Genomic DNA, 26557 nt, shown 5'->3' on the forward strand with positions numbered 1-26557 from the left:
CGCGAGCGGCCCCCTCAAGCCGTCGCGGCCCGACAGGGTCTGCACGTCGCGCTGGCCTTTTAGCGCCCGCGCCGGGATTTGTCTGCTGGACTCGCGCGGGGAGCCGTGCCGTCCGGGGGAGAACCGATGACGGATCGCCCGGGACCGAACCGGCCGGCGCGGCGCGGCACTGGATTTCGCGCCCGGAATCGGGAAGAGCAGGCGTGAGGAAACGCGCGCTTCGAGGATGCGGCGAGGGTTCAGCCGGTCGGATCCCGCGGAAGAAGGACGATTCGATGAAGAAGGTCTACACGGATGCCGCCGCGGCGCTCGCCGGCCTCCTGCGCGACGACATGATGGTGATGTGCGGCGGCTTCGGCCTCTGCGGCATCCCGGACGAGTTGATCGAGGCGGTGCGCCTCTCCGGCGTCAAGGGCCTCACCATCGTCTCGAACAATGCCGGCATCGACGGCGTCGGTCTCGGCAAGCTCCTCGACACCCGCCAGGTGCGGAAGATGATCTCGTCCTATGTCGGCGAGAACAAGGAATTCGCCCGCCAGTATCTCGGCGGCGAGCTGGAGATCGAGTTCAATCCGCAGGGGACCCTGGCTGAGCGGATCCGCGCGGGCGGCGCCGGCATCCCGGCCTTCTTCACCAAGACCGGCGTCGGCACCAAGGTCGCCGAGGGCAAAGAGGTGCGGGACTTCGATGGCGAGACCTACGTCATGGAGCGCGGCCTGTTCGCCGACATAGCTCTGGTCCACGCGCATACCGGCGACACGGAGGGCAACCTCCGCTACCGGATGACCGCGCGGAACTTCAACCCGATGATGGCCACCGCGGCCCGGATGACGGTGGCGCAGGTTGAGCACCTCGTGAAGCCGGGTGCGATCGACCCGGACACGATCCACACCCCCGGAATCTTCGTGAAGCGCATCATCGACGTGGGCACGCGCGACAAGCGCATCGAGCAGCGCACGACCCGCAAGCGCGGCGACAGCACCCCGGCCGCGGCGGCCGGCGGCGGCACGCACTGATCGGACGGGAAAGGAGCTTTAGACCATGGCCTGGACCCGTGAGCAGATGGCGGCGCGCGCCGCCAAGGAGCTGGAAGACGGCTTCTACGTGAACCTCGGCATCGGCATCCCGACGCTGGTGTCGAACTACATCCCCGACGGCATGTCGGTGCAGTTGCAATCCGAGAACGGCATGCTCGGCATGGGCCCCTTCCCCTACGAGGGCGAGGAGGACCCGGACCTGATCAATGCCGGCAAGCAGACGATCACCGCGCTGCCGACCACGAGCTACTTCTCGTCGGCCGATTCCTTCGGGATGATCCGCGGCGGGCACATCAACCTGTCGATCCTCGGCGCCATGCAGGTGGCCGGCAACGGCGATCTCGCCAACTGGATGATCCCCGGCAAGATGGTGAAGGGGATGGGTGGCGCCATGGACCTCGTGGCGGGGGTGAAGCGCGTCATCGTGGTGATGGAGCACGTCGCCAGGAACAAGGACGGCACCGAGAGCCCAAAGTTGCTCAAGGCCTGCGACCTGCCGCTCACCGGGACGCAGGTGGTCGACCTCGTGATCACCGATCTCGGCGTGTTCGAGATCGACAAGAAGGGCGACGGCGGCATGCGCCTCATCGAACTCGCCGACGGCGTCACCGAGGACGAGATCCGCGGGAAGACCGAGGCGGCCTACACGGTCGCGCTCAGGACGTGAGCGCGGCCCTCCGGGCGCCGCGCGCGGCTCAGGCGGCGCGTACACCGTCGAGGAACCGGACCACCTCGGCCTGCAGGCGCGCGGACTGATCCGAGAGGGCCGACGCCGCGCTCAGGACCCGCGTGGCAGCCACGCCGGTCCGCTCGGACGCCGCCGCGACCCCGGCGATGGTGCGCGTCACCGCGTCGGTTCCGGCGGCGGCCTGGGCGACGTTGCGCACGATCGCCTGCGTGGCGGCGCCCTGCTGCTGGACCACGACCGCGAGGCTCGCGGTCACGCCGTTGATCTCCTCGATCCGCGTGGCGATCCCGTTGATCGCCGTGACCGTCTGCCCGGTCGCCGACTGGATCTCGCCGATCTGTCCGGTGATCGCGTCCGTCACCTTGGCGGTCTGGCCGGCCAGTTCCTTGACCTCTGCGGCGACCACCGCGAAGCCGCGCCCCGCCTCCCCGGCCCGCGCCGCCTCGATGGTGGCATTCAGCGCCAGGAGATTGGTCTGGCTGGCGAGGCTGGCGATCATCCCGACCATCTCGCCGATCTTCGTCGACGTCCGGCTCAGGACCGCGACGAGCTGGGTCGTCCGGCTCGCCTCGCCCGAGGCAGTCCGCGCGAGATCGGCCGAGCCCGAGATCTGCCGCCCGATCTCCCCGATGGAGGTTCCGAGTTCCTCGGCGGCGGCCGCGACGGTCTGGACGTTGCTGCCGGCCTCCTCCGCCGAGGACGCCACCGCGGCCGCCTGCTCGGCCGCCTCATGGGCGGTATCGGTCATGCGCTCGGCGGCCACGCGCAGATCGGTCGCGGAGGACGACACCGTATCGACGATCCCGCCCATCGCGTGCTCGAACCGCTCCGCCAGGGCGAACATGGCGCGCCTGCGCTCGATTGCGGCCGCCTCGTCGGCCCTGCGCACGGCCTCGGCCTGCTCGGTCGCCCTCTGGGCGACCATCCGCTTGATGGCCTCGACGGCGCGCCCGACGGCGCCGATCTCATCGCCGCGGGCAGCCTGCCTGATCTCGGCATCGATCTCGCCGAGGGCCATGCGATCCAGGGTCCGGACCAGGGCCGCCAGGGGACGTGTGACGCCGTACATCACGACGGCGACGCCGATCCCGAGGGCGGCGGCGAGGCCGGCCACGGCGGCGATCACCAGCGCGAGGACGGTCCGGTGGGCCGATCGCTCCGAGGCGTCCCGCGCCTGACCGAGTTCGGTGCGCAGGCGTTCAACCTGCGCGTCGACCATGTCGGCGAGCTTGGCGCAAAGCGGATTGCCCTCGCCCAGCAGGATGTCCCGCGCGGCCTCGGGATCGCCCTGGTTCGCGCTGACGATCACCCGGTCGACGACCGCCCCGAGCGCCGTCAGCGTGTCGCGCATCGGATCGTGAGCCGCGCGCTGCTCGGGCGCCTCGGCGAGCGCCGCCAGCTCGGCGATCTGCTGGAAGGCGGTCGCCTTCGCCTGCTTGATGCGCGTCTCGTAGCCGACCATCTGGGATTCCCGGGTCTCGAGGGCGAGGTTGCGCCCCTGCAGGGAGACTTCGCCGACGGCGATCTGGACGCCCAGGATGAGCTCGAGACGCTTGGCCTGCACATCGACGATCCGGCGCGTCTGCGCTGTCAGCGCGACCAGATTCGCGCGCGCATAGACGATCAGTCCGCCGGCCACCAAAGCAACGATCGCGAAGGGAAGCGCAAACTTTACGAGTATCTTCGCGTCGGTCAGGACCTTCATCGCGCCGTCTCTCGGATCCGTAGAGATCGATCCGCGATCATCCGACACTTTTAGCACTATATCAACGTCATTTCCGACGCAATCAGTGCCAGGTCTGCTTGCAAACTTGCCTGTCAGATCGGCAAGTCAGAGACTAGTCAAAGATAAAAAGTCGAGATGCAGTATCTTCAGCGTGTCATATATCAATTGCTAACGACAGATAGAGATTTTCGCTCGGCGCCGGCGTCGGCTGTGCCGAACTTCGGATCTTCAGGGTCCGACGTCGACCGACCACATATGGCCTGGCCGGAACCACTCCCGATCGCGTCACAAGCGGGAACGGCTCTCAGCGTTTCAGACGCGCTGGCTGATGCCGAACCGATGTCCGCTTCGGTGGCGAACGCTCCAGGCCACAGGGTAATCCGGGCCTGTCTCGGACGGAGGCGCGCCGGATGTCCCGTTGCGGCGGGCCGGATCGGGCGCCCGGAGGATGCCCCCCGAACGCCGCGACCGATGCCGTCAACGCCACGGCGCGCGCCGTCGGATCACATCGGCGGGGTGAGGCCGTCCTTGCCCACCGCCACGAGCTTGCCCTCGGCCTTGGCGCCGTCCTTGGCGACGACCGCGAACACCTTGGCGCCGGGCTTCAGGATCGCCTTGTCGGCGGCCTCGAAGGCGACGATCGGCGCCGAGGACGGCACGACGATCTCCTTGGCGCCGTCCTTGCCATAGCTCACCGTCAGGGTGCGCTCGCCGCCGGAGGCCGCCTTGTCGGCCTTCACGGTGCCGTTGGTCATCGCGCTCTTGACCTTCGGGGCGTTCGACGTCTCCGCCTTCACGGTGCCGTTGGTCATGGAACTCTTCACCTTGGATCCGGCGCCCGCGGTCTGATCCGTGATCGAATCCCAGCCGTAATGGCCCTCGCCGGTGCCGCGCATCGCCTCGGGGAACAGCACCACCTCAAGGGCGGTCATCGGATTCTCGCCCTTGGTGGCGGTGCCGATGAAGACGCCGTCCTTGATCGCGTCGAGGCTCGACGGCACGACCCAGGCGAACTTCGCGCCGGCGACGTCGACGGTCTCGGACTTGCCGTCGTCCGTCTTGATCGTGAGCGTGCTGCCCTCGGCCTTGTCGATGGTACCGCGGACGCGCTCGACCTGGGCGGCGAAGGCCGTGCTCGACAGCAGGGCCGTCAGGCCGGCGGCGGCGAAGGTAATTTTGAGATGCTTCATCGGGGTCCCATCCTGGCTTCCGGAGCCGGGTTATGGGGTCCGGCGCGCGCAAAACAAGGTTGCGCGCAAGGCAAGACCTCGGATGTGCCGTGAGAAACCGGGCTGCGCCGGCGAGACAAGCCGGTCGGCTTACCCCCCGGTCACGCTCATATGCCGTGGCACAGCGGCCGGGCGCTGGCGCTCGATGATGAAATCGTGCCCCTTGGGCTTGCGGGTGATCGCCTCGACCACGGCGGCGGCCAGCACCGAATCGTCCGGGGAGGCGCGGAGCACTGCGCGCAGATCAGCCGAATCCTCCTGGCCGAGGCACAGGTAGAGCTGGCCGGTGCAGGTCAGCCGCACCCGGTTGCAGCTCTCGCAGAAATTGTGGGTCAGCGGCGTGATGAAGCCGAGCTTGCCGCCCGTCTCCTCGACGCGGACATAGCGCGCCGGGCCGCCGGTGCGATCGGGCAGCGGCGTCAGGGTGTAACGGCTCTCCAGGCGCTGCCTCGCCACCGAGAGGGGCAGGAACTGATCGGTCCGGTCGGCCTCGATCTCGCCGAGCGGCATGACCTCGATCAGCGTCATGTCCATGCCAAGGCCGTGCGCCCAGGCGATCATGTCGGGGAGTTCATCGGCATTGAGGTCGCGGAGCGCCACCGCGTTGATCTTGACCTTCAGGCCCGCGGCCCGTGCCGCGGCGATACCGTCGAGCACGACCTTGAGGTCGCCCCGGCGGGTAATCGCGTGGAATTTCTCCGCGTCGAGCGTGTCCAGCGAGACGTTGATCCGGCGCACGCCGAGGCTCGCCAGCTCGTCGGCGTACCGGGTGAGCTGGGTGCCGTTGGTGGTCAGCGTCAGCTCCTCCAGCGCACCCGAATCGAGGTGGCGCGACAGGCGGCGGAACAGATGCATGATGTCGCGGCGCACCAGGGGCTCGCCGCCGGTGATCCGGAGCTTGCGCACGCCCCGGGCGATGAACACGCCGCAGAGCCGGTCCAACTCCTCCAGGGTCAGCAGGTCGCGCTTGGGCAGGAACTGCATGGTCTCCGACATGCAGTAGGCGCAGCGCAGGTCGCAGCGATCCGTCACCGAGATGCGCAGATACGAGATCGCCCGCTGGAACGGGTCGATCAGCGGCGCGGGCGACGGCGCGCGGGGCGCGTCGGCCGTGAGCCCCTGCGGCGTGCTGGAGATGTCATCGAGCATGATTGAGCATATGATGCCCGATACGGTCGCGGGCAAGCAGCCCCCGGGCCGCAGTCCCGGCTTGTTTGAGGAGTGTACCCCGTGAACGAGGATCTGTGGCCGACCGAGATCCGCCTGTCGGCGGACCGGCAGGTGCTCAACGTCGCCTTCGAGGACGGGTCGCGCTTCGCCCTGCCGGCCGAGTACCTGCGGGTGTCGAGCCCCTCGGCCGAGGTCCAGGGTCACTCGCCGCTGGAGCGCAAGGTGATCGGCGGCAAGCGCGCGGTGGCGATCCTGGCGGTGCAGCCCATCGGCAATTACGCGGTCAAGCTCGGCTTCGACGACATGCACGACACCGGCATCTTCGGCTGGGGCTACCTGCACACGCTCGGCCGCGAATACGACAGCCGCTGGAGCACCTATCTGTCCGAGCTCGCCGAGCGGGGCCTCGACCGCGAGACGGCGCGTACCGCCTCGGTGAAGCAGCAGGGCGGAGGCTGCGGCTCAGGGTCGTGCGGGTGCCATTGAGGTCGACCGCGTCTCACCGCGCCGGCTCGCTCACCCGTTGTTTTGAGCGACGGCCGCCGGGCGGCGTCGGGAGCCGCATTTGACCGGAAAACCGGGTGACACCGCCGTCCTTACGAGCGGAGCGCGGCACTCCGGCAGCGCCACGCTGCCCGGCCCCGCGCTGTCCGGGGTCGCTTCGATCCGCGCGCGATGCCGGCGGGGGTTCATGCACGTCATCGAAAAGGCTGAAGGCTTGCATCGTTCCGGAAGCGCGCCGATCGATCGACCGCTTTGCTTGGAGCCACCATGGCCTTCACCTGCACCATCCCCGCAACGCCCACCGTCCAGCAGGATGACGCCACGGTGCGCATCACCCGCTGGGACTTCCCGCCCGGCGCCGTAACCGGCTGGCACGAGCATGGCTGGCCGTATTTCGTGGTGATGCTGGTCGACGGCGTGCTGCGCGTCCACGACGGCGCGGCGGTCAGCGAGACGGCGCTCGCGGCCGGGCAATCCTACATGCGGCCCGCGGGCATCCGGCACGACGTGATGAACGGCTCGGAACATCCGATCGCGTTCATCGAGATCGAGGTGAAGCGCCCCGACGCGCTGGTGACGCTGCCGGCAGCCTGAACGCAAACGGGCCGACCTCGCGGCCGGCCCGATCCGAAAAGTCGCAAACCATCAGCGCTGGACGACGACCTTCGTGCCGACCTTGGCGTGGGTGTACAGATCCATCACGTCGTCGTTGGTCATGCGGATGCAGCCCGAGGAGACCGCGGTGCCGATGGTCTCCGGCTCGTTGGAGCCGTGGATCCGGTAGATCGAGCCGCCGAGATACATGGCGCGGGCGCCGAGCGGGTTCTCGATCCCGCCCTTCATGTAGCGCGGCAGGTCGGGCCGGCGGCGCAGCATGGTCGACGGCGGGCGCCAATCCGGCCATTCGCGCTTCATCGTGATGGTCTGCACGCCGCCCCAGGTGAAGCCCGGCCGGCCGACGCCGACGCCGTAGCGCAGGGCCTGCCCGCCGCCCAGCACGTAGTAGAGCCGCCGCTCGGCGGTGGAGACCACGATCGTGCCGGCGCCGTAGGGGCCGTTATACGCCACGGTCTCCCGCGGGATCGCCGACATCTGCGGCACCGCCGCGTCCGGATCCATCGGGTCGGCCGTGTTGAGGGAGGCGTTGGCCACCGGGACCGCGACCGCCTGGGGCCGCACGCGCACGGCGAGCGCGTCGGTCAGCGGCTGGCGGGTCAGCGGGTCGATCTCGTAGGCGAGCACCGGGGCGGCGCAGGCGGCCGCGCCCAGAAGCCCGATCAGGGCGGGAAGAAAACGACGCATCAAAGCCTCTCGGGCAGGCGCGGAATATGGCGGGAACGCGGCGAATACCGGGGCACGATGCCGTGCCGATCCTCGCCAAGGGGTAAACGCTCGCGCCTTAAAACCAAGCCTCAAACCGGCCCGCGCGGCCGGTTCCGTCCGCCCGTGACTCGATGGCAACACTGTGGCAGCTTGGCCGTGACCCCAGGGCGGTCCGCGGCCCCGGGATCTGGACCGGTCCGGCAGATGCCGGCCCTCACGCCTCGTCGGCGGCGAGCCAGATGGCGGGCTTCAACGGTTCGGGGCGAACCGGGACCGGAAGGGTCGGCAGGCCGCGGACCTGCGCCAGTTCGGCGAGTTCCGGCGCCTGCGCGGTGTCGTCGGCGTTCAGGAACAGGCCGCGGGCCCGGGCGGCGCGGCCGAGATCGGCCCGGCTCGTCCAGACGCTCTGGGCCGGGCTGGTGAGGAGCGCCAGGGCGAGGGGCGCCATCCAGAGCGCGAGCCACGGGTCACCGACCAGGACCAGGGCGAAGGCGATGAGCGCGCCGACCACCACCGCATCGGCCTGGAGCCGGAACGCCTCCGACCAGGAGACCTGCCGGTCGTCGCGATCCTGCGTCTCCCAGCGCACCACCCGGCCCAGGAAGGTCGCCACGACGGCGCCGGCGGTGAACAGGGTGAGGACCGGCCACAGGACGACCCAGACGGCCTGCTCCAGGGCGGCGCTCGCCAGCAGCGCCCGGGCGCCCCCGAAGGCGGCCCGGCGCCCCGGGGAGGCCAGGACGTAGCCGACGCTGAGGATCTTCGGCAGGCCGAGCACGGCGACGCTGAGGGCCGCGAGGGCGTGCGCGGCGGCGCCGGGCCCGGTCAGCCCGTAGGCCAGGAGGCCGAGATCCCCGGTCCGGGCGGCCTGCCAGGCGGAAAGCCCGATGAAGGCGATCCACAGCGGCAGGATGCCGTAGGAGAGGATGCCGACCAGGAGGTGCCACCGGCTCGCGGCGTGGAGCCCGGCCCAGGGCAGCACCCGCAGGTGCTGGAGATTGCCCTGGCACCAGCGGCGCTCGCGGCCGAGGAGGTCGACGAGGTTGGTGGGCATCTCCTCCCAGGTGCCGCCCATCTCGGGCAACAGGCGCACCTCCCAGCCGGCGCGCACCATCAGCGCGCCCTCGACGATGTCGTGGCACAGGATCTCGCCGCCGAGCGGCTCCCGGCCCGGCAGCCGGGGGAGCTGCGCGTTCTCGGCGAAGGCCTGGATCCGCAGGATGGCGTTGTGGCCCCAGTAGCTGCCCTCCGGGCCCTGCCAGGTCTCCAGGCAGCGCAGGGCCAGGGGCGCATAGAGGCGCACGGCGAATTGCTGGATGCGGGCGAACAGGGTGTCGCGACCGGCCGCATAGGAGACGGTCTGGATCAGGCCGGTGCGCGGGTTCTCGTGCATCAGCCGTACGAGGCGGGCCATGGTGGCGCCGGTCATGAGGCTGTCGGCGTCGAGGACGATCATGAAGGCGTATTCGCCGCCGTGGCTGCGGCAGAACGCGCCGATGTTGCCGGCCTTGCGGCCGACATTCTCGTCCCGGCGCCGGTAGCGGATCCGCGGCAGGGCCGGGTCGGTCCGGGCCCAGGCCTGGATCCGGGCGTGTTCGTGCTCCTCCACGGCGGCGATCGCCCCGTCCCGCGTGTCGGAGAGGACGAAGATGTCGATGTCGCCGGCCCCGGCCTGGGCCAGCGAGCGGGCCATCACCCGCAGGCGGGCGAAGACCGCCACCGCGTCCTCGGCGTGGATCGCCACCACGGCGGCGGTGCGGCCGGCCCCGGCGGGAGCGGCGCCCGGCTCGTCCGAGCGGCGTTCCAGCGCCGACTTCGCCCGGTCACCGAGGAGGGCGGCGACGAGGCCGTAGGCGTATTGGCAGGCGACGAAGGCCTGCCAGCCCATCACGAGGCTGAACAGCACCAGCACCGCCCAGGCGAGCGGGCTGACGCCGGCCGGATAGGCCAGCGCGGCGAGCCCGGCGAGGCCCCCCGCGGTGACGAGGCTGGGGATCGCCAGGGCGAGACGCCGGACGCGCAGCACCCGGCCGGGACGCGCGCCGCTCCAGACCGCGCGGTCGGTTTCCGGATCCGAGGGATCGGGCACGCCCGGACACGCGTTCCGCTGCGACCGCTCGGCGGAGGAGGTGGCGCGTGGGGACGTGGGCTGAGGCGATCTGGCGCGAGGCGACATGGCGCGAGGAACTCGACCGTGGAAGGCTGCCGGCCGCCCCGCCGCCTGAGGCCGGGAACCGATGACCGTGGACACCGATAGGCGGGGCGAGGACACGGAGCCGCACCGGCCGAACGGGCGGCCGGATGCCGAACGGATCGATCCCCCCTCCCGACGCCGCGTTCTTCGGATCGTCCTGACCGCGGCTGCCGGCACGGCGATACCTAGCGCGGCCGATCTGAATGGGTCCAGAACGTGGGCCGGGTCGGCGCTTCCGTCGCAGGCGCGGACCGAGGGGGCGGCGCGGGATGGCCGAATGACGTTCGAGGCCCTCTCGGAACTGGCCGCACAGCGGGCCGCCGCCCCCTACGCGGCGCCGCCCGAGGATCTGCCGCCCGCGCTCGCCGCCCTGGACTATGACGGCTACCGGGCCATCACATTCCGGCCGGCCGAGAGCCTGCCGCTCGGCCGGCTGTTCAGCGCGCAGTTCTTCCATCGCGGCTTCCTGCAGCGCAAGCGTGTGGCCCTCAATCTCCAGCCGCTCGCCGGGCCGGCGCGTCCGATCCCCTACGAGAGCCGCCTGTTCGATCCGGGCCCACGGCTCGCCGGCCAGAGCTTTCCGCCGGATCTCGGCTTCGCGGGCTTCCGCCTGCACTACGCCTTCCCAAACACGCCCGCCTGGCGTCCGAAGGGGTTCCAGGAGGAGTTTCTGGTGTTCCTGGGCGCCTCCTATTTCCGCCTGCGCGCGGCCGACCAGGAATACGGGCTCTCGGCCCGGGGCCTCGCCATCGGCACGGGGGCGCCGGAGGGGGAGGAGTTTCCCGACTTCGTCGCCCACTGGCTCTGCGAACCGGAGCCGCAGGCGCGCAGCCTGACCGTGCTCTCGCTCCTCGACAGCCCGAGCGTGGCCGGCGCCTACCGCTTCGTGATCGCCCCCGGGGACCCGGCCCGGATCGACGTCACCGCCGCGCTCCACCCGCGGCGTCCGATCGCCAAGCTCAGTCTGGCGCTGCTCACCAGCATGTTCCTGTACGGCGAGAACGGACCCGGCGCCCGGGGCGCGAAGCCGTTCGACGATTTCCGCCCGCAGGTGCACGATTCCGACGGGCTGTGCGTCGCCTCCGGCACCGCCCCGGCGGGGCTCGACCGCCTCTGGCGGCCGCTGGTCAACGGGCGCCCGCGACCGCAGATCTCGGCCTTCGCCTCGAAGCCGCTCGCGGGGTTCGGGTTGCTGCAGCGGGAGAGAAACTTTGCCGCCTATCTGGACGTGGAGGCGCGGCAGGAGGCGCGGCCCGGCTTGTGGGTGTCCCCGGACCCCGCAGGGGGCGCCTTCGCGGCGGGCGCCGTCCAGCTCTACGAGATCCCCTCCGGCGAGGAATACATGGACAACATCGTGGCGGCCTTCGTGCCGGCCGAGGCGGCGCGGCCGGGCGCGGCGCTGCGGCTCGCCTACGGCCTCACCACGGTCGGAGCGGAGCCGGCGGCGGCGATCCCCGGGGCGGGCCTCGCCCGGGTCACGGCCACCCGGTTCGGCGCAGCGGAACGCCTGCGCCCGATGACGCCGCCGCGCCCGGAGCGACGGCTCTGCGTGGTCGATTTCGAGGGTCCGGGCCTGCCCGGGGGGCCGGACGAGTCGGTGGCGGCGGAGGTCTCGGCCAGCGCCGGCACGACGCACGAGCCGGTGGCCAATTTCGTGCCGCAGACCGGCGGCTGGCGGATCTATGTCGAGTGGCGTCCGCCGGCGCCGATGCCGGCCGGCGATGTGGTGCTGCGGGCCCGCCTCGTCCGCGGGGCGACGCCGCTCAGCGAGACCTGGGACGCCGTCCTGTGACGGGCCTCAGGCCGTGGGCCGCTGGCGCTCCAGGCGGCGCGCGAGGCGGGCGGCGCCGTAGACCTCGCTCAGGCGGCGGCGGGCCGCGGAGATCGGCGGGGCCTGCCGCTCGTCATGGGCGGCCGCGATGATGCGCAGGGCCGAGGCGACCGAACGCTCCAGCCGGCGTTCGGCCAGGTCGGCCGCGTCCCGATGGGTGTCCAGCATGCGATGATCCCTCGTGCGAGGCCGTGTCCGCCCTCTGGCGGGGCGGTGACCAGCGGCACGGGTACGGTCCATCTCCGGCTTGACGGTATCATGGCAGCTTGGCCGTAAGCTGTGGACAGCGTCTCAGCGCAGCTCCTCGTGCCAGGTCCGGCCGTCGCGCTCGATCAGCGCGATGGCGGCGGTGGGCCCCCAGCTCCCGGCCGGGTACGGCCGCGGCGCCTCCGGGCGGTCGGCCCAGGCCTTGAGCACCCCGTCCGCCCAGGCCCAGGCGGCCTCGACCTCGTCGCGGCGCATGAACAGGGTGGCGTTGCCGCGGACCACGTCCATCAGCAGGCGCTCGTAGGCGTCCGGGTAGCGCTGCTTGAAGGTCTCCTCGAAGGAGATGTCGAGGTCGGTCGGGCGCAGGCGCAGGCCGCCGGGGCCCGGATCCTTGGTCATTACCTCGAGCTTCATGCCCTCCTGCGGCTGCAGGCGGATCACCAGCCGGTTCGGCTCGCGCCCGAACGCCTCCTCGGGGAAGATCGAGAACGGCGAGGCCCGGAACTGGACCACGATCTCCGACAGCTTCTGCGGCAGGCGCTTGCCGGTGCGCAGGTAGAACGGCACCCCGGCCCAGCGCCCGGACTGCACTTCGAGCTTCATGGCCACGAAGGTCTCGGTCCGGCTCTCGTGGCCGAGCTCGGACAGGTAGCCCTCGACCGGCTTGCCGTCGACGGCGCCCGCCACGTACTGGCCGCGGACGGTCACCGCCTGCACGTCGTGGGCGGTGATCCGCTTGAGGGCGCGCAGCACCTTCAGCTTCTCGTCGCGGACCGAGTTCGCCTCGAGGTTGAGCGGGCTCTCCATGGCGGTGAGGCACAGGAGCTGCAGCATGTGATTCTGCAGCATGTCGCGCATGGCGCCCGACGTGTCGTAATAGCCGGCCCGGCCCTCGACGCCGACGGTCTCGGCCACGGTGATCTGGACATGGTCGATCACGTCCGAGGTCCAGAGCCGCTCGAAGATGGTGTTGGCGAAGCGGAGCGAGAGCAGGTTCTGGACCGTCTCCTTGCCGAGGTAGTGGTCGATCCGGAAGATCTGCGATTCGGGAAACACCTCGCCCACGGCGTCGTTGATCGCGCGGGCCGATTTCAGGTCCTTGCCGATCGGCTTCTCCAGCACGACCCGGGACTTCTCGCCGACGAGCCCGTGGGCGGCAAGGTTGCGGCAGATCGAGCCGTAGAGGTCGGGGGAGGTGGCGAGGTAGTAGGGCCGCACCTGGTCGGGCCGCTCGTCGAGCTTGGTCACGAGGTCGGCCCAGCCGCTGTCCCCGGCGCCGTCGACCGCGACGTACTCCACGTGCGCGAGGAACCGGTGGAGCACCTCCTCCGCCAGGTCCGTGGCCGGGACGAAGCGCTTGAGGGCGTCCCGGGCGTGCTCCCGGAAGGCATCGACCGACAGGTCCGAGCGCGAGGCGCCGATGATCCGGCTGGTCTCCGGGATCTGCCCGTCCTGGAAGCGGTAGAACAGGGCCGGCAGGAGCTTCCGTGCGGTCAGATCGCCGGTCGCGCCGAACACGACGCAGTCGAAGGAAGCGACGGGGATGATCGTGGCCAAGTGCGGCTCCCTGGTATCGTGCGCGGGTGCGGTGCGGCGAGCGCGCCGCACTGACCTACCCTGTGTGCAAGTGCTTCGCCAGACGAGGGGGGTGGTTCAGCCGCGTCGGCCTTCGGAAGAATGAGGGCGGCCCAGCGTGGCGCAATCCAGCGGCGCCAAAGTCACGCGCAATGACATGCGTTCCGTCATTGCGCGCGCAGGGCAGCAACCCAGGGCTCCGCGTCGTGAATCGTTTCGCGCGGCAGCCGACCGGACGCCACCCTACCCGAACGGGATGCCCGACACCGGCGTGATCGCAGACCTCGTCCGGCGCGTCTCTGAGCACCACCGAGACATCCGTCCGGGCCTCACCGGCCGCTGCGGTCGCGGCGCCCGGGATTGCTTCGCTGCGCGCGCACTGACGCCGTCACCCCGCCAGGAACCGCTTGAACGCCTCGGCATGATCCGGGTGCCAGCGCGAGAGAGCCGGCCGGTTCTCGACGATGTCGCCCGCCGCCCAGGCGATGCGCTTCGCGTCCTGCGCCCGGGTGGTCTCGTTGTCGGGGCAGAGGATGTAGAAATCGCCCGCGTCGAGCCGCTCCAGCATGAACGACACGGTCTCCTCCGGGGTCCAGGCGCCGGCCGGCTTCTCGGCGACGCCGCGGGCCTTGGCGAGGCCGGTATAGACGAAGCCCGGGATCAGCAGATGCGCGGTGGTGCGGCAGCCCTCCCGGTTGCGCAGATCGTGGGCCAGGGCCTCGGTGACCGCCTTCACTCCCGCCTTGGAGACGTTGTAGGGCGCGTTGCCGGGGGGCGTGGTGATGCCCTGCTTGGACCCCGAGACGATGATCGCGCCGGGCTTAGCCCCGGCGATCATGCCGGGCGCGAAGGCGTGGATGCCGTTGACCACCCCGCCGAGATTGGTGCCCAGGATCCGTGCCCAGGTGTCGGCGTCGGAGAACAGGGTGCCGCCAGCCTCGATCCCGGCATTCAGCATGACGATGGCGGGCGGGCCGGCCTTGGCGACGGCGGCCGCCAGGGCGTCCACGGCGCCGCGGTCGGACACGTCGGTGGGCACCGCGCGGACCTCGACGGCGGCGAGTTCGGCCACCGCGCCGCGGGCCGCCTCCAGGGCCGGCCCGGGCAGATCCGCGATCCAGACGTTCATGCCGGCCCGCGCGAAGGCTTTCGCTGCCGCGAGCCCGATGCCGCTGGCGCCGCCGGTGACGACCGCGCTGCGGCCGGGGCTGATGGCTTGGTGCTGACTCATCACGCGGTCCTCGGCTGAATGGCGCCCTTCAGATGGGGCGGTCTCCGGGGAAGGCGAGTTGGCGCTTCGGGACGGTATCGTGCGACTTCCCGCCGGCCGGCAGTCACAGCGGATCGCAAACGGGGCAGAGCCGTGGTCTGATGGGGGTGAGGGGCGTCCCTGCCCGGCGGCGGTCGCCGTCCGCCTTGTGCTCAGGATCCAGAGGACCGGCATGCCGATTCGTCCGAGCCGCCGGTCCGTTCTCGCCGGGGCGGCCTGTACCGGCCTCGCCACGGCCGCCCGGGGCGCGCCCGGCGGGTTCGGGCCCCTCGGCACGCCGTCCTGGTCGGGCGACAGCCTCCAGGCCGCGGCCGCCGCCAAGGGCCTGCTCTACGGCTGCGAGGTGCCGTTCCACCGCTTCGACGCGAGCCCCGCCTACCGCCAAGCAGTGGCGCGGGAATGCGGGATCCTGGTCTGCGGCACCGAGATGAAGATGGAGGAGGTCCTGCCCGCCCCAGGCAAGACCGACTTCGCCCGGGGCGACGCGATCCTGCGCTTCGCCCGGGCCAACGGCCAGCACATGCGCGGCCACACCCTGGTCTGGCACGCGGCGCTCCCGCCCTGGGTCGGCCCGCTGCTCGGACGGGCCACCGCCGCCCAGGGCGAGGACTTCATGCGGCGCTGGATCGAGACCGTGGCGGGGCATTACCGCGGGCAGATCGTCGCCTGGGACGTGGTCAACGAGACTCTTGGCAACGAGGCCGATCCCGACCGCGGCGGGGGCCTGCGCGACTCGCCCTGGCTCGCCTCGATCGGCCCCGGCTACGTCGACCTCGCCTTCCGGATCCTGCACGAGACCGACCCGGCGGCGGCCGGCACCTGGAACGAGGACGCGGTGGAGCAGGGCGCGCCCTGGATGGAGGCCAAGCGCACCAAGGTCCTGCGCCGGCTGGAGGCGATGCGCGGCCGCGGCGTGCCGATCCGGCGGTTCGGCCTGCAATCGCACCTCACCAGCACGATCCCGATCGACCAGGGCCAGCTCCGGCGCTTCCTGCGGGAGATCGGCCAGATGGGGCTCGGGATCGCGATCACAGAGCTCGACATCGACGACCGGGCCTTCCCGTCGGACGTGGCGACCCGCGACCGGATGGTCGCCGACTATGCGCGCCGCTACCTCGACGTGGCGCTGGACGAGCCGGCCCTGCTCGATGTCGTGACCTGGGACATCTACGACCCGGACACGTGGCTGAACGACCATCCCTACCGGAAGCGGCCGGACGGGCTGCCCCAGCGGGCCCTGCCGCTGGACGCGCAGTTCCGGCGCAAGCCCCTGTGGCACGCGATGAAGGCCGCCTTTGCGGGGGCGCCGGATCACACGGCGGCGCGGGACAGGCTCAGGCGGGCGTGATCCCGGTTCGGCCCCCGTCGGCGAGGACCGGTTCGGGCGGCCGGTCCGCCAGGAGCCGGCGGCGCAGGCGCGCGCAGGGGCGCTCGACGAACCGGTACAGGGCCCAGCACCAGAGCAGGGTCGGCGGGAAGGCCGCGAGCATCAGCCCGACGCCGTGCAGCCCGGGCCGCAGGTGCAGCACCAGCGCCACCACGGCCATGTGGGCGAGATAGAAGCCGTAGGACCAGAGCCCGAGCTGGCGCATCGGCCGGCTGGCGAGCAGGCGCACCAGGGGCCCCTCGCCGTGCAGCAGGTAGGCGAAGGGTACGAGAAGGGCCGCGCTCTGCAGGGTGTACCGCAGAGTCTCGCGGAACGCGGGGGCGCGCACCGCCAGGGTCGCGAGGATCACCGCGAGGCTCGCCGCCGCGTGCCAGGCCCGCGGGCGCCACGCGCGATCGGCCGGGATCACCGGGTTGTTCCACAGGCCAAGACAGCAGCCGAACAGGATCGCGTCGATGCGGGTGTGGGTCCAGCTGTAGTTCAGGCTGTAATCCGGGAGCCGCCAGACGTTGAGGCACCGGATCGCCAGCACCACCCCGCAGACGGCCAGGCAGGCCAGAGCCGCCCGGCGCGGCGGCAGGCGCCCGAGCCACAGGGCGTAGGCCAGGGGGAAGACGAGGTAGAAATGCTCCTCGATGGCGAGGCTCCACAGGGGCACGGGCAGCACCGCCTCGGTGCCGAACAGGCCGGGATAGTTCGTCAGGAACGTCGCCTGCCCGAGGATCGCCGCCGGCTCGACCGCCATCCAGTCGAGCAGCCCGAGGGCGTAGAGCGCGCCGGCAACCAGCAGGGTCAGGTACATCGGCGGCAGGATGCGCAGGCTGCGCCGGAGGTAGAAGGCGGACAGCGACACCGCGCCGGTCCGCGCGCGCTCGATCCGCAGCAGGGTGGTGATCAGGTAGCCGCTGAGGAAGAAGAAGACCGTGACGCCGAAGCCCCCGGGGACGACGTGGCTGTAGCCGCAATGGGCCGCGAACACGATCAGGATGGCGAGCGCCCGCACCCCGTCGAGCTGCGGCAGGTAGGGCATCGCGTCCGGGATTTTCCGGGTCGCGTCAATTCCGGGTTCCGGCATGACGGGCGGCTCCTCCTTCGCCGCAAAGACGACCGTGGCAGAGCAGTAAGCGGCATATTCGTTCCCGGCGACATCCGCAGAGGCACCGGAGCCGATGAACACATCGCGGATTGGTGAATCGCCGCCGCGGGCCGGGCCCGGACACGGAGGGGATTGGTAACCACGCACGCCTACCATCCGCCCCGACCGCGCCCCTCCGGGCGCCCTCGGGAGTGTCGCGTATGGTCCCGGTCCAACTCCGCCGCCGCGCCCGCCCGCGCGCCGCCCTCGGTGCGGGCCTGTCGCTACTGGCCCTGCTCGGCGTCCCGGGCGATGCGCGGGCGGAGGGGTCCCAGGCGGCTGCACCGGCCGCCGGCCCGAACACCACCGCGCCGGTCCCGCCGGCTGCCGTCCCGGTCTCCGCCTTGCCCTCGGGTCCGGAGGCTGGCTCGGCGAAGGGTCAGGAGGCGAAGGGTCAGGAGGCGAAGGGCCCGGACGCCAGGGCGCCCGACACGAGGGCCCCGGAGGCGAAGCCCCCGGAGGCCGCGGCCGCCGCACTGAAGCCGATCCCGGCCAAGCCGGACATCGCCAAGGCGTCGCGCGAGCCTGCACCCCTCGTCTACGCCCGAGTCTCCACCGATCCGAGCCCGACGCTGACCGCGCGCACCTTCCTCGACACCCTCCGGGCGGCCGAGCGCTACGCCGCCTTCGCGGAGGCCGGCGGATGGGAGCGGCTGCCCGACGACCTCGCGCGCCTGGCGCCCGGCGCCTCCAGCCCGGCGATCCCGGCGCTCCGCCACCACCTGACCCTGACCGGCGACCTGCCGGCGGACGCGCCCCCGAGCGACCGCCTCGACCCGCCGCTGGTGGCGGCGGTCGCGGCCTTCCAGGGCCGCCACGGCCTGCCCGACAGCGGCATCCTCGGCCGGCTCACGATCAACGCGCTGAACGTGCCCGCCCCGGTGCGCCAGCGGCAGCTCGCCGCCTCCGCGGCCCGGCTGATGGGCTCGAAATTCCCGTTCGGCGAGCGCTACGTCGTGGTCAACATCCCCTCGGCCGCCGTCGAGGCGGTGGAGAACGGCGCCGTGGTGCGCCGCTACGTCGCCGTCGTCGGCTCCCCCGACAAGGCGACACCGACGGTGGAAACGCGGATCACCGACATCAACTTCAACCCGACCTGGACCGTGCCGGCCTCGGTGGTGAAGAACGAGATCATCCCGCAGATGCGCAAGAACCCGGGGTATCTCGCCAAGAACCACATCCGCATCCTCGGCCAGAGCGGCGAGGTCGACCCGACCAAGATCGACTGGGCGGGCGAGAGGGCGGTCAACTATACCCTGCGCCAGGATTCCGGCTTCGACAATTCGCTGGGCCAGGTGCGGATCGACATGCCGAACCGCTTTGCCGTCTACATGCACGACACGCCGGCGAAGTCGCTGTTCGCCGCGAACGTGCGCTTCCACAGCCACGGCTGCGTCCGGGTCGGCCAGGTCAAGGAGCTGGTCGGCTGGCTGCTGCATGGTGCCGACGGGCCGAACGGGCCGGGCACGAGCTGGGGGCCGATCGAGATCGAGACCGGCATCGCGGACGGCGAGCGCCGCGACATCAAGCTGGTGAAGCCGGTGCCGGTGGCCTTCGTGTACCTCACGGGCTACGCCACCCCGGACGGGAAGGCGCATTTCCGCGACGACATCTACAAGCTCGACACGCCGGCCGCCGAGCCCGCCGCGACGGGGGCGATCCCGCCGGCTGGAACCGCGGCCGCACCGCCCGCGGTGAATCTGTCGTCCGCCGGTGCCCCTGCCCGGAAGGTCGCTGCGCCCGTCCCCGCGAAGCCCGCCCCGGCGGCTAAACTTGAGCCCATCAAGACCCGGGCGGAGCATCGGCCTCCGGAACCCGCGGCCCGTGTCGACTGACGTTGGTTCGGTCAGACGGGAAGCAGAAATCAGCCGGTTTCGATTCGACGGTTTCAGTTGACGCGGCTCCTCCGTCATCACGAGTGAAGCGACGTGACCCAGGGCAGCGCGAGACTTGCTGGCGGGGTGCGGCCCTGGATTGCTTCGCTCCGCTCGCAACGACGGCGGAACCGAAGCCATTGATCGGAACGAACATCAGATCGGCGTTCGCAAGGCGGATCGCTGGCCTCCAGCATCGTCCCGAAAGTCGGTGTCCACCATTCGGGACGATGCTCTAGCCTGCCGCCGGTGATCCGCCCGTCAGGTCCAGCTTCACCTTCACCAGCCCCGGATCCTCCGGGTCCCGCCCTTGGGTGAACCCGAGCCGGCGGCAGACCGCCAGCATCGGCCGGTTCTCGGCCAGCACCGTACCCTCGACCCGGCCGATCCCCTCGGAGCGCGCCCAGTCGATCATCAGGCGCATCAGCGCGAAGGCGAGGCCGGTCCCCCTGGCGTCGCGGCCGACCGCGATGGCGTATTCGCCGCTCTCGTGGTTGGCGTCGGCGTGCAGGCGGACGGCGCCGAGCATGCGCTCGCCGCCCTGCGGCTCCACTTCGGTGGCGACGAACGCGATGGCGCGGGCATAATCGAGCTGCGTGAGGCGGGCCAGGAAGGCGTGGCTGAACGCCCGCACCGGTCCGAAGAAGCGCAGGCGCAGGTCCTCCGGGTCGAGCCCCTGGAAGAAGGCCAGGAACAGGCCCTCGTCCTCCGGGCGCACCGGCCGCACGCGGATCGTGCGGTTCTTCAGGTTGAGGGTCCGCACCCATTCCGCCGGATAGGGCCGGATCGCGAAGCGCGGATGGCCGCGCCCGTGCCGCCCCTTCTCCCAGCGCCCGATCCGCACCCGGGCGTCCAGGGCCAGGACGCCGGTCTCGTCGGCCAGCAGGGGGTTGATGTCGAGTTCGCGGACCTGCGGCAGGTCGGCGGCGAGCTGCGCCAGCTTCACCAGCGTCAGGGCGATCGCCGGCAGATCGGCCGCCGGCACGTCGCGATAGGCTTCGAGGCGCCGGGCGACCCGGGTCCGGCCGATGAGATCCCGGGCGAGGGTCAGGTCGAGCGGCGGCAGGCCCAGGGCCCGGTCGTCGATCACCTCCACGGCCGTGCCGCCCCGCCCGAACACCACCACGGGACCGAAGACCGGATCCTCGGCGAGCCCGGCGATGAGTTCGCGGCGCTGGCCCCGGCGGACCATGGGCTGCACCGCGAAGCCGGTCACCCGGGCGTCCGGCCGCTCCCGGCGCGCCCGGGCCAGGATGCTGCGCGCGGCCTCCCGGACATCGGCCTCGCTGGTGAGGTCGAGGTGGACGCCGCCGATGTCGGATTTGTGCACGATGTCGGGGGAGACGACCTTGAGGGCGACCGCGCCGCCGGCCGCGATGATCGGCCAGGCGGCGGCCGCCGCGGCATCCTTGTCGGGGGCCAGCGTGATCGGCACGATCGGGATCCCGTAGGCCTCGAGCAGGCCATTGACCGCGATCGGATCGAGCCACGCCGCCCCCTGGCGCAGGGAGTGGGCGATGATCGTGCGGGCGCGGGCCGTGTCGGGGGAGAAGTCGCGGGGCAGCGAGTCGGGCGTCCGCATCAGGTCGTCCTGGGCCTCGCGGTAGCGCACGAGGTGGAGGAACCCTTCGATCGCCTCGGAATCGGTGGCGAAATGCGGGAGGCCGGCGCGCGCGAAGGCCGCCCGCGCCGCCTCGGCATCCCCGAGGGAGACCGCGAAGAGCGGCTTCTTGCGAGTCTGGCCGGCGCGGGCGCGCTTGACCGTGTCGGCGATCGCGTCGGCGACCTCGCCCGCGCTCGAGCGGACGGTGGGGACGTGGATCGCCAGCACGGCGTCGCTCGTGCGGTCGGCGAGGATCGGCCCGAGGGCGGCCGCGAAGGCCGGTCCCGCCGCGTCGATGCCGAGGTCGAGGGGGTTGCCGGCCGGGCGGCCCTCGGCCTCGGCGGCCCCGGCCATGATGCCCACGCGCTCGATCAGCCGGTCGGCAGCGAGAAGGCCGATGCCGCGGCCGTTCGACAGGATCGCGAGCCGGTCGCCCGGGAAGGGGCGCTGGCGCCCCAGGGTCTCGACGGCGGAGAACATCGCGTCGAGATCCTGCACCGCCAGCAGCCCGGCCCGCCGGAAGGCCGCGGCGTAGACCGCGTCCGGCCTGGCCAGCGCCCCCGTATGGGTCTCGGCGGTACGGTTCGCCCGCCCGTGCCGCCCGGCGCGCAGGACCACCACGGGCTTGGCCCGGGCGGCGGCGCGGGCGGCCGACATGAACCGGCGGGCATCCGCGACCCGGTCGAGGCACAGCAGGATCGCGCGGGTGCGATAATCGGCGGCGAAATGATCGAGGCAATCGGCCACGCCGATATCGAGGACGCTGCCGAGCGAGAGGACCGCCGAGAAACCCGTCCCGTGGCGGGCCCCCCACTCGACGATGGCCGCCGCGACCGTGCCCGATTGCGAGACGAGGGCGAGGTCGCCGGCGGCGGGCGCGTGGGCGAACAGGCTGGCGTTGAGCTGGGCGCCGGGCACGGCGAGGCCGGCACTGTCGGGGCCGAGCAGGCGCAGGCCGTGCGCGCGGGCGATCCGGTGCGCGGTCGGCCCGGGATCGTCCGGCCCGGAGCCGAGCCGGGCCGTCAGGATGACGGCTGCCCCCGCGCCGGCCGCCGCCGCCTGCGCGACGACCTCGGGGACGCGCGGCGGCGGCACCGCGATCAGGACGAGATCGGGGATGGTGGGCAGATCCGCGATCTGCGGGACGCAGGGGAGGCCGGCGACCTCCGCATGATCGGGCTGGACCGGCAGGATCGCGCCGGGAAAGCCCGCGGCGCGTAGGCCATCCAGGACGCTGCGGCCGAGGGAGCCCTCGCGCGCCATCGCGCCGACCAGGGCGATCGACCGGGGCGCCAGCAGCTTGTCGAACCGGTAGGTGCTCACGAGACCACCGTCACGGGCTCGGGTCCCGCGGGTCGGTCGTGCCGGCGTGCATGGGGTGTCCCTCGCTCACGTCGGGATCGGGCACGCGGATCCAGAGTGCCCGCAATCCTACCAGATGGCGCACGCGGCCGCCCAGGCAACGCCCCATTATCCCGGAACAGTCCCGGCGCGATCCTCCGCCGCCCGGCCGGCTTGCGAGCACCAGGCAGATCAAATATCCGTCACCCTTTATCCTCGCTAGAACGCCCGCTATGGCGATGTGTAATTTGTTCTTGCCATAAAAGTCGCATCACAATAGTAGATGCGCCTCAACTGCCGACAACAGGCGGGATGGAAACAGATTCCGATCTTTAGCGTCGTGTGACCGCGCGAGCCCGGGATCGCCAGGAGGTTTGAGGAATGGATTCCACGGTCGAAGGGCAGACGGATTTTCTCACGCTTTCGGTCGACATCGTGTCGGCCTTCGTGAGCAACAATCCGGTGCCCGCACCGGAACTGCCCGGGCTGATCGCCGCGGTTCACGCCGCTCTGCATTCCATCAGCCAGCCCGCGTCCGCGCCGGCCGAGGACCTGCGGCCCGCCGTCTCGGTCCGCCGCTCGGTCCAGGCCGACTTCATCGTCTGCCTGGAGGACGGGAAGAAGTTCAAATCCCTCAAGCGCCACCTGCGGACGCACTACAACCTGACGCCCGACGAGTACCGGCAGAAATGGGGGCTGGCGCCCGACTATCCGATGGTCGCGCCGAACTACGCCGCGGCCCGGTCCAGCCTCGCCAAGAGCATGGGCCTCGGCCACCAGCGCCGGAAGGGCTGAGGGCGCCCCCGCGCATCCACAACTTTCCGGCCGTGGTTAGGCATCGGGCAAGGGCGCCTTGCGAGGGTCTGTGACCCGTCCGCGCCCCGAGATCCGATGCCCGGCAAGCCCAGTCCCGTCGCCCGCCTGTTCTGGACGGCCGTGATCGGCTGTTCGTTCGGGCTCTGGTACGGCGCCCCCGCCCTCGCGGCCACAGGGCTCGCCCTGGCCTGCGTGCTGCTGCGCCATCTCGGCCGGCCGCGCCGCTTCCGGGCCCGGGTCCGGCGGATCGCCCGGGCGCACGGGGAGACCCTGGCCCTGCGGCGGCGGCAGGAGCGGTTTCGCGACGCCTACGGCAACTGGATCACCGACGGCTGGCTGCGCGAGCGCGACTACTTCCTCGACCGCACGGTGATCCCGCAGATCGGTGCCCGCGACGCCGACCTCGCCGTCGCGGAGCGGGAGCGGATGCTGGCGATCGTCGAGGCCGAGGCGGCCGCGATCGCCCTGCCGGAGGAGGACGACGCGCCGGTGGACGGCCTCGACTACGAGCGCTACTGCGCCGAGCGCCTCGCCCGGGCGGGGTGGCGGGCGCACCGGACCCCGGCGAGCGGCGACCAGGGCGCCGACATCGTGGCGATCCGCGACGGCCGGCGCCTGATCGTCCAGTGCAAGCGCCTGACGAAGCCCGTGGGCAACGCCGCCGTGCAGGAGGCAGCTGCGGCTCAGCGCTACTGGGCGGGCGACCGCGCCGCGGTGGTCTCGAACGCCGGCTTCACGCCGGCCGCGCGCCGGCTCGCGGCCGCGACCGGCGTGCTGCTCCTGCATCACGACGGACTCGACGCGATCGACCTCGCGGAGGCGTGAGGGTCGCGGGCGAGCCGACCGGGACGGCGCTCGCCGCCGCCGGGAAGCCGAGCCCGAAAACCGCGCTCAGAGCACCTTCAGCAGGGCCTCGGCGCCGGAGATCTCGGCCTTCGAGGGCGTCTCCTCGATGTTCAGGACCCGCACGATCCCGTCCTCGACCAGCATCGCGTAGCGCTTCGAGCGCATCCCGAGACCGAAGCCGGTGCCGTCCATCTCCAGGCCGATGGCCTTGGCGAAATCGGCGTTGCCGTCGGCCAGGAACTCCAGGCCCTCGGCCCCGCTCGCCTTCGACCACGCGTCGAGCACGAACACGTCGTTGACGCTCGTCACCGCGATGGCGTCGACGCCGCGGCCGAGGATCGCGTCCTTGTGGGTGACGAAGCCCGGCAGGTGGTTGCGGTGGCAGCTCGGCGTGAAGGCGCCCGGGACGCCGATCAGGACCACGCGCCGCCCCTTGAACACGTCGTCGGTGGTGCGGGCGATCGGGCCCTCGGGGCCGATCACCCGGAAGGTCGCCTGGGGCAGGTGGTCGCCGACCTGGATCATCGCGGGTCCCTTCATTGACGCGCGCTCGGATCGCGCGCTGGACAATCGCGCCTGACCTAGCGTGGCGGGCGGGGCCTGTCGAGGACGGGGGCGGCGCCGATGCGGTCAGGCCCCCAGGAGCTTGATGAAGGCGGCGCCGGCGCCGAAGAAGGCCGCGCCTGCGGCCATGCCCGAGAGCGCGACCTGCCAGGGCGCTAGGGCCCGGTCGCGGCCGAGCTTGGCGGCTTCAGCCGACATCTTGAGCTGCTCCGCGGCCAGCTTGGCCGCTTCGGCCATGAGCTTGTGCTGCTCGGCGACGAACTTGTTCGTCTCCTCCTGCGCCCGCTGGATTTGGGCGCGCTGGGCCTCGATGTCGAAGGCAGCAGGGGATGCAGCATCCGCCACCGGAACAGCTCCGTTCACAGCGTCATCAGGCTCACGAACGATCTCAGGCGTGAGAGCGGCGCAGTGTAGCGGTCCGCCCGCAGATTCGACAGCGTCTTTCGGGCCCTGCCCGGCCGGCATCCCGCGCGCTTTGTCCGCTGGACAAGGCGAGGGGGCCGCGTAGCATACGCGCATGTCGAACCCAGCGTCGCCCGTGCAGTCCACGCTCACCGGCCCGAGCTTCCTCGACGGCCAGTTCCTCGTGGCGATGCCCGGAATGGCTGACGAGCGCTTCGCCCGCTCGGTGATCTACGTCTGCGCGCATTCGGCGGACGGCGCGATGGGCATCATCGTCAACAAGGCGGCCACCGACATCAGCATGCCGGACCTGCTGGTCCAGCTCGACGTCTGCCCGGAGGCGGATGCGATCCGCCTCCGGGAGCGGGTCGGGCACATGCCGGTCCTGATGGGCGGCCCCGTGGAGGGGCGGCGCGGCTTCGTGCTCCACACCGACGATTTCCACATCCAGCAATCGACGCTGATCATCGACGACGGCATCTGCCTGACCGCGACCGTCGAGATCCTGCGCGCCATCGCCAGCGGCGAGGGGCCGGCCAGCGCCGTGCTGGCTCTGGGCTATGCCGGCTGGCAGGCGGGGCAGCTCGAGAGCGAGATTATGGCCAACGGCTGGCTCAACTGCCCGGCCGACCCCGAGCTGATCTTCAACACGAATCTCGACGCCAAATACGAGCGTGCCCTGCGGACCAACGGCATCGACCCGGCCATGCTGTCGATGACGGCCGGCCGGGCCTGAACCCCTATTCCGGCGGCATCCCGCCGGCCGTGTCCGGGTTCATCCCGTCGACGGCGGGCTCCGTGGCGGGCTTGGGCCGGGACCTGCGCGGGGCCGCGGCCGCAGTGGGCACCGCCGTGTTGGCGCCGAGCCGGGTGGCGAGCGCCAGGGCCCGGTTCTCGGTGAACCGCAGATGGCAGAAGCCGTGGGTGCCCTCGCGGGCGTAGCTGCGGCAGAACTGCTCCCGGTCGGCCGAGAAAGCCGCCTGCTCGCTCACGATCGGCCGCACGTCCTCGCGCCGGGCGCGCTGGGTCATGAGCTTGTAATTGTCGCGCACCGCCTTGTCGGCGACGCCCCGGGCCGTGTCGAACTCGCCGGCCCGCGGGAGCAGGGTGGCGGGGGCCGGTCCCCACAGGCCGACCGGGGTCGTGGCGCAATCGGCGGCCGAGAAGGTGCAGGTCGGGCCCGAGCCCGTCGTCGAGACCAGGACGGCGCCCTCGGTCACGTCGAAGCGCAGCGGACACTCCGCTCCGGCCGCCTCGAAGCGCGGCACCCCGTCGGGCTTGCCTTCGGCGCTCAGGGGGACGGGATTGCCCCCCGCGAGCGGCACCGTGCAGGATTCGGCCGGCTGCGAGATCCTGGTCCCCGGCAGGGTGATCCGGGCCGTGACGGCACTGCCCGACCGCTCCAGCTTCAGGGAACCGGAGGTTCCGTTGAGCTGGAGGTCCTGTCCGAGCACGCTGTCCTCGGACGGGGTCTTGAGCACGATCGGGCGGGCCGGGACCGGTGCGGGCCGCGGCGCCTCGGCCGCCGGGGGCTGGCCCGGCTCACCGGGGGCTGCCGGGGCCGGCGGCGGCGCCTCGGGCAGGCCCCGGGGCGGCACCGGCGGGCGCTCGGGCTTGATGCCGAACAGCCGCTCGAAGAAGTTCTGCGCCCGTGCCGGCGGGGCGGCGAGCAGGGCGGGAGCCGCGACGGCGAGCGCCAGGACGGGGAGCAGGAGGCTGCGGGTCGGGCGCATCGGACTCTACGATGGGGACACGAAGTGGCGGGGCCACGCTCAACCCCTTGTCGAACCGTTAACACGCCGTCGAGGGCGCGGACGTGGCAGCAAAGCAACAAA

The 26557-nt window shown here is 71.6% G+C and carries 23 protein-coding genes; 10 read left to right on the forward strand and 13 right to left on the reverse strand.

All coding sequences use genetic code 11. The features are described 5' to 3' along the window. The first annotated feature begins 275 nt into the window (after nt 1–275). Complete coding sequence (locus AC3IF1_RS00145) at nt 276–1016, forward strand: CoA transferase subunit A (protein ID WP_489214912.1); 741 nt, start codon at nt 276–278, stop codon at nt 1014–1016. A gap of 25 nt (nt 1017–1041) precedes the next feature. Next, nucleotides 1042–1704, forward strand: a complete 663-nt coding sequence (locus AC3IF1_RS00150) for a CoA transferase subunit B (RefSeq protein WP_489214914.1) — start codon at nt 1042–1044, stop codon at nt 1702–1704. A 28-nt stretch (nt 1705–1732) separates the two neighbouring features. On the opposite strand, the gene AC3IF1_RS00155 is transcribed toward AC3IF1_RS00150, so the two are convergent. From AC3IF1_RS00155 to moaA, 3 genes are all read right to left on the reverse strand, one after another. After that, on the reverse strand, nt 1733–3430 hold the full coding sequence (locus AC3IF1_RS00155) for a methyl-accepting chemotaxis protein (protein WP_489214916.1): 1698 nt from the start codon (nt 3428–3430) through the stop codon (nt 1733–1735). Nucleotides 3431–3954: 524 nt separating this feature from the next. Beyond that, nucleotides 3955–4641: a metal ABC transporter permease gene (locus tag AC3IF1_RS00160; protein WP_489214918.1), complete on the reverse strand. Its 687-nt coding sequence runs from the start codon at nt 4639–4641 to the stop codon at nt 3955–3957. A gap of 129 nt (nt 4642–4770) precedes the next feature. Beyond that, nucleotides 4771–5829 carry a GTP 3',8-cyclase MoaA gene (gene moaA / locus AC3IF1_RS00165; protein WP_489214920.1) on the reverse strand — a complete coding sequence of 353 codons (1059 nt, stop codon included), beginning with the start codon at nt 5827–5829 and terminating at the stop codon, nt 4771–4773. 81 nt (nt 5830–5910) lie between these two features. On the opposite strand from moaA, the gene AC3IF1_RS00170 reads away from it, so the two are divergent. Continuing rightward, complete coding sequence (locus AC3IF1_RS00170) at nt 5911–6336, forward strand: gamma-butyrobetaine hydroxylase family protein (RefSeq protein ID WP_489214922.1); 426 nt, start codon at nt 5911–5913, stop codon at nt 6334–6336. Nucleotides 6337–6621: 285 nt separating this feature from the next. Then, entirely contained in the window at nt 6622–6948 is a 327-nt protein-coding gene (locus AC3IF1_RS00175) for a cupin domain-containing protein (protein ID WP_243971601.1), read from the forward strand. A 51-nt stretch (nt 6949–6999) separates the two neighbouring features. Here AC3IF1_RS00175 and AC3IF1_RS00180 read toward each other — a convergent pair whose 3' ends face one another. Together AC3IF1_RS00180 and mdoH are read right to left on the reverse strand one after the other, a co-directional pair. Continuing rightward, nucleotides 7000–7656, reverse strand: coding sequence for a L,D-transpeptidase (locus AC3IF1_RS00180; protein ID WP_489214924.1), 657 nt, complete (start codon nt 7654–7656; stop codon nt 7000–7002). Between the two features lie 235 nt (nt 7657–7891). Next, the gene (gene mdoH / locus AC3IF1_RS00185; protein ID WP_489214926.1) at nt 7892–9853 is read right to left on the reverse strand and encodes a glucans biosynthesis glucosyltransferase MdoH; all 1962 of its coding nucleotides are present in this window, start codon (nt 9851–9853) and stop codon (nt 7892–7894) included. Nucleotides 9854–10148: 295 nt separating this feature from the next. Here mdoH and AC3IF1_RS00190 point away from each other — a divergent pair, with 295 nt between their 5' ends. Then, nucleotides 10149–11663 carry an OpgD/OpgG family glucan biosynthesis protein gene (locus tag AC3IF1_RS00190; RefSeq protein ID WP_489214928.1) on the forward strand — a complete coding sequence of 505 codons (1515 nt, stop codon included), beginning with the start codon at nt 10149–10151 and terminating at the stop codon, nt 11661–11663. A gap of 6 nt (nt 11664–11669) precedes the next feature. On the opposite strand, the gene AC3IF1_RS00195 is transcribed toward AC3IF1_RS00190, so the two are convergent. The 3 genes from AC3IF1_RS00195 to AC3IF1_RS00205 form a co-directional block, all read right to left on the reverse strand. Next, nucleotides 11670–11870 (reverse strand): hypothetical protein, encoded by a 201-nt coding sequence (locus tag AC3IF1_RS00195; protein WP_489214930.1) that lies wholly within the window; start codon nt 11868–11870, stop codon nt 11670–11672. Nucleotides 11871–11993: 123 nt separating this feature from the next. Beyond that, on the reverse strand, nt 11994–13466 hold the full coding sequence (zwf, locus tag AC3IF1_RS00200) for a glucose-6-phosphate dehydrogenase (RefSeq protein WP_489214932.1): 1473 nt from the start codon (nt 13464–13466) through the stop codon (nt 11994–11996). A 406-nt stretch (nt 13467–13872) separates the two neighbouring features. Further along, complete coding sequence (locus AC3IF1_RS00205; protein ID WP_243971612.1) at nt 13873–14715, reverse strand: SDR family NAD(P)-dependent oxidoreductase; 843 nt, start codon at nt 14713–14715, stop codon at nt 13873–13875. A gap of 211 nt (nt 14716–14926) precedes the next feature. Between AC3IF1_RS00205 and AC3IF1_RS00210 the strand changes: the two genes are divergently transcribed. Continuing rightward, nucleotides 14927–16102 carry an endo-1,4-beta-xylanase gene (locus AC3IF1_RS00210; protein ID WP_489214934.1) on the forward strand — a complete coding sequence of 392 codons (1176 nt, stop codon included), beginning with the start codon at nt 14927–14929 and terminating at the stop codon, nt 16100–16102. Here the strand turns inward: AC3IF1_RS00210 and AC3IF1_RS00215 are convergent. Beyond that, complete coding sequence (locus tag AC3IF1_RS00215; protein ID WP_489214936.1) at nt 16089–17216, reverse strand: acyltransferase family protein; 1128 nt, start codon at nt 17214–17216, stop codon at nt 16089–16091. The genes AC3IF1_RS00210 and AC3IF1_RS00215 overlap by 14 nt on opposite strands. Before the next feature lie 221 nt (nt 17217–17437). Between AC3IF1_RS00215 and AC3IF1_RS00220 the strand changes: the two genes are divergently transcribed. Continuing rightward, nucleotides 17438–19111: a L,D-transpeptidase family protein gene (locus AC3IF1_RS00220; RefSeq protein ID WP_489214938.1), complete on the forward strand. Its 1674-nt coding sequence runs from the start codon at nt 17438–17440 to the stop codon at nt 19109–19111. A gap of 274 nt (nt 19112–19385) precedes the next feature. On the opposite strand, the gene AC3IF1_RS00225 is transcribed toward AC3IF1_RS00220, so the two are convergent. After that, nucleotides 19386–22076, reverse strand: coding sequence for a bifunctional acetate--CoA ligase family protein/GNAT family N-acetyltransferase (locus AC3IF1_RS00225; RefSeq protein ID WP_489214940.1), 2691 nt, complete (start codon nt 22074–22076; stop codon nt 19386–19388). 399 nt (nt 22077–22475) lie between these two features. Here AC3IF1_RS00225 and AC3IF1_RS00230 point away from each other — a divergent pair, with 399 nt between their 5' ends. Both AC3IF1_RS00230 and AC3IF1_RS00235 read left to right on the forward strand, forming a co-directional pair. Then, nucleotides 22476–22889, forward strand: a complete 414-nt coding sequence (locus tag AC3IF1_RS00230) for a Ros/MucR family transcriptional regulator (protein WP_243971628.1) — start codon at nt 22476–22478, stop codon at nt 22887–22889. Between the two features lie 96 nt (nt 22890–22985). Continuing rightward, nucleotides 22986–23735 (forward strand): restriction endonuclease, encoded by a 750-nt coding sequence (locus AC3IF1_RS00235; protein WP_489214942.1) that lies wholly within the window; start codon nt 22986–22988, stop codon nt 23733–23735. A 66-nt stretch (nt 23736–23801) separates the two neighbouring features. On the opposite strand, the gene AC3IF1_RS00240 is transcribed toward AC3IF1_RS00235, so the two are convergent. Further along, nucleotides 23802–24281, reverse strand: coding sequence for a peroxiredoxin (locus AC3IF1_RS00240; RefSeq protein WP_243971698.1), 480 nt, complete (start codon nt 24279–24281; stop codon nt 23802–23804). Nucleotides 24282–24386: 105 nt separating this feature from the next. Further along, nucleotides 24387–24665: a hypothetical protein gene (locus tag AC3IF1_RS00245; RefSeq protein ID WP_489214944.1), complete on the reverse strand. Its 279-nt coding sequence runs from the start codon at nt 24663–24665 to the stop codon at nt 24387–24389. A 172-nt stretch (nt 24666–24837) separates the two neighbouring features. Here AC3IF1_RS00245 and AC3IF1_RS00250 point away from each other — a divergent pair, with 172 nt between their 5' ends. Then, nucleotides 24838–25458 (forward strand): YqgE/AlgH family protein, encoded by a 621-nt coding sequence (locus tag AC3IF1_RS00250; protein ID WP_243971633.1) that lies wholly within the window; start codon nt 24838–24840, stop codon nt 25456–25458. 4 nt (nt 25459–25462) lie between these two features. Here AC3IF1_RS00250 and AC3IF1_RS00255 read toward each other — a convergent pair whose 3' ends face one another. After that, nucleotides 25463–26455 (reverse strand): hypothetical protein, encoded by a 993-nt coding sequence (locus AC3IF1_RS00255; RefSeq protein WP_489214946.1) that lies wholly within the window; start codon nt 26453–26455, stop codon nt 25463–25465. Nucleotides 26456–26557: the final 102 nt, after the last annotated feature.

The organism is Methylobacterium sp. E-012 (assembly GCF_057836545.1).

What these genes read in the sequence shown, in the direction of transcription:
- AC3IF1_RS00145 (WP_489214912.1), top strand. Translation starts at nt 276, where the DNA reads ATGAAGAAGGTCTACACGGATGCCGCCGCGGCGCTCGCCGGCCTCCTG.
- AC3IF1_RS00150 (WP_489214914.1), top strand. Translation starts at nt 1,042, where the DNA reads ATGGCCTGGACCCGTGAGCAGATGGCGGCGCGCGCCGCCAAGGAGCTG.
- AC3IF1_RS00155 (WP_489214916.1), bottom strand. Translation starts at nt 3,430, where the DNA reads ATGAAGGTCCTGACCGACGCGAAGATACTCGTAAAGTTTGCGCTTCCC.
- AC3IF1_RS00160 (WP_489214918.1), bottom strand. Translation starts at nt 4,641, where the DNA reads ATGAAGCATCTCAAAATTACCTTCGCCGCCGCCGGCCTGACGGCCCTG.
- moaA (WP_489214920.1), bottom strand. Translation starts at nt 5,829, where the DNA reads ATGCTCGATGACATCTCCAGCACGCCGCAGGGGCTCACGGCCGACGCG.
- AC3IF1_RS00175 (WP_243971601.1), top strand. Translation starts at nt 6,622, where the DNA reads ATGGCCTTCACCTGCACCATCCCCGCAACGCCCACCGTCCAGCAGGAT.
- AC3IF1_RS00180 (WP_489214924.1), bottom strand. Translation starts at nt 7,656, where the DNA reads ATGCGTCGTTTTCTTCCCGCCCTGATCGGGCTTCTGGGCGCGGCCGCC.
- mdoH (WP_489214926.1), bottom strand. Translation starts at nt 9,853, where the DNA reads ATGTCGCCTCGCGCCAGATCGCCTCAGCCCACGTCCCCACGCGCCACC.
- AC3IF1_RS00190 (WP_489214928.1), top strand. Translation starts at nt 10,149, where the DNA reads ATGACGTTCGAGGCCCTCTCGGAACTGGCCGCACAGCGGGCCGCCGCC.
- AC3IF1_RS00195 (WP_489214930.1), bottom strand. Translation starts at nt 11,870, where the DNA reads ATGCTGGACACCCATCGGGACGCGGCCGACCTGGCCGAACGCCGGCTG.
- AC3IF1_RS00205 (WP_243971612.1), bottom strand. Translation starts at nt 14,715, where the DNA reads ATGAGTCAGCACCAAGCCATCAGCCCCGGCCGCAGCGCGGTCGTCACC.
- AC3IF1_RS00210 (WP_489214934.1), top strand. Translation starts at nt 14,927, where the DNA reads ATGCCGATTCGTCCGAGCCGCCGGTCCGTTCTCGCCGGGGCGGCCTGT.
- AC3IF1_RS00215 (WP_489214936.1), bottom strand. Translation starts at nt 17,216, where the DNA reads ATGCCGGAACCCGGAATTGACGCGACCCGGAAAATCCCGGACGCGATG.
- AC3IF1_RS00220 (WP_489214938.1), top strand. Translation starts at nt 17,438, where the DNA reads ATGGTCCCGGTCCAACTCCGCCGCCGCGCCCGCCCGCGCGCCGCCCTC.
- AC3IF1_RS00230 (WP_243971628.1), top strand. Translation starts at nt 22,476, where the DNA reads ATGGATTCCACGGTCGAAGGGCAGACGGATTTTCTCACGCTTTCGGTC.
- AC3IF1_RS00235 (WP_489214942.1), top strand. Translation starts at nt 22,986, where the DNA reads ATGCCCGGCAAGCCCAGTCCCGTCGCCCGCCTGTTCTGGACGGCCGTG.
- AC3IF1_RS00240 (WP_243971698.1), bottom strand. Translation starts at nt 24,281, where the DNA reads ATGATCCAGGTCGGCGACCACCTGCCCCAGGCGACCTTCCGGGTGATC.
- AC3IF1_RS00250 (WP_243971633.1), top strand. Translation starts at nt 24,838, where the DNA reads ATGTCGAACCCAGCGTCGCCCGTGCAGTCCACGCTCACCGGCCCGAGC.
- AC3IF1_RS00255 (WP_489214946.1), bottom strand. Translation starts at nt 26,455, where the DNA reads ATGCGCCCGACCCGCAGCCTCCTGCTCCCCGTCCTGGCGCTCGCCGTC.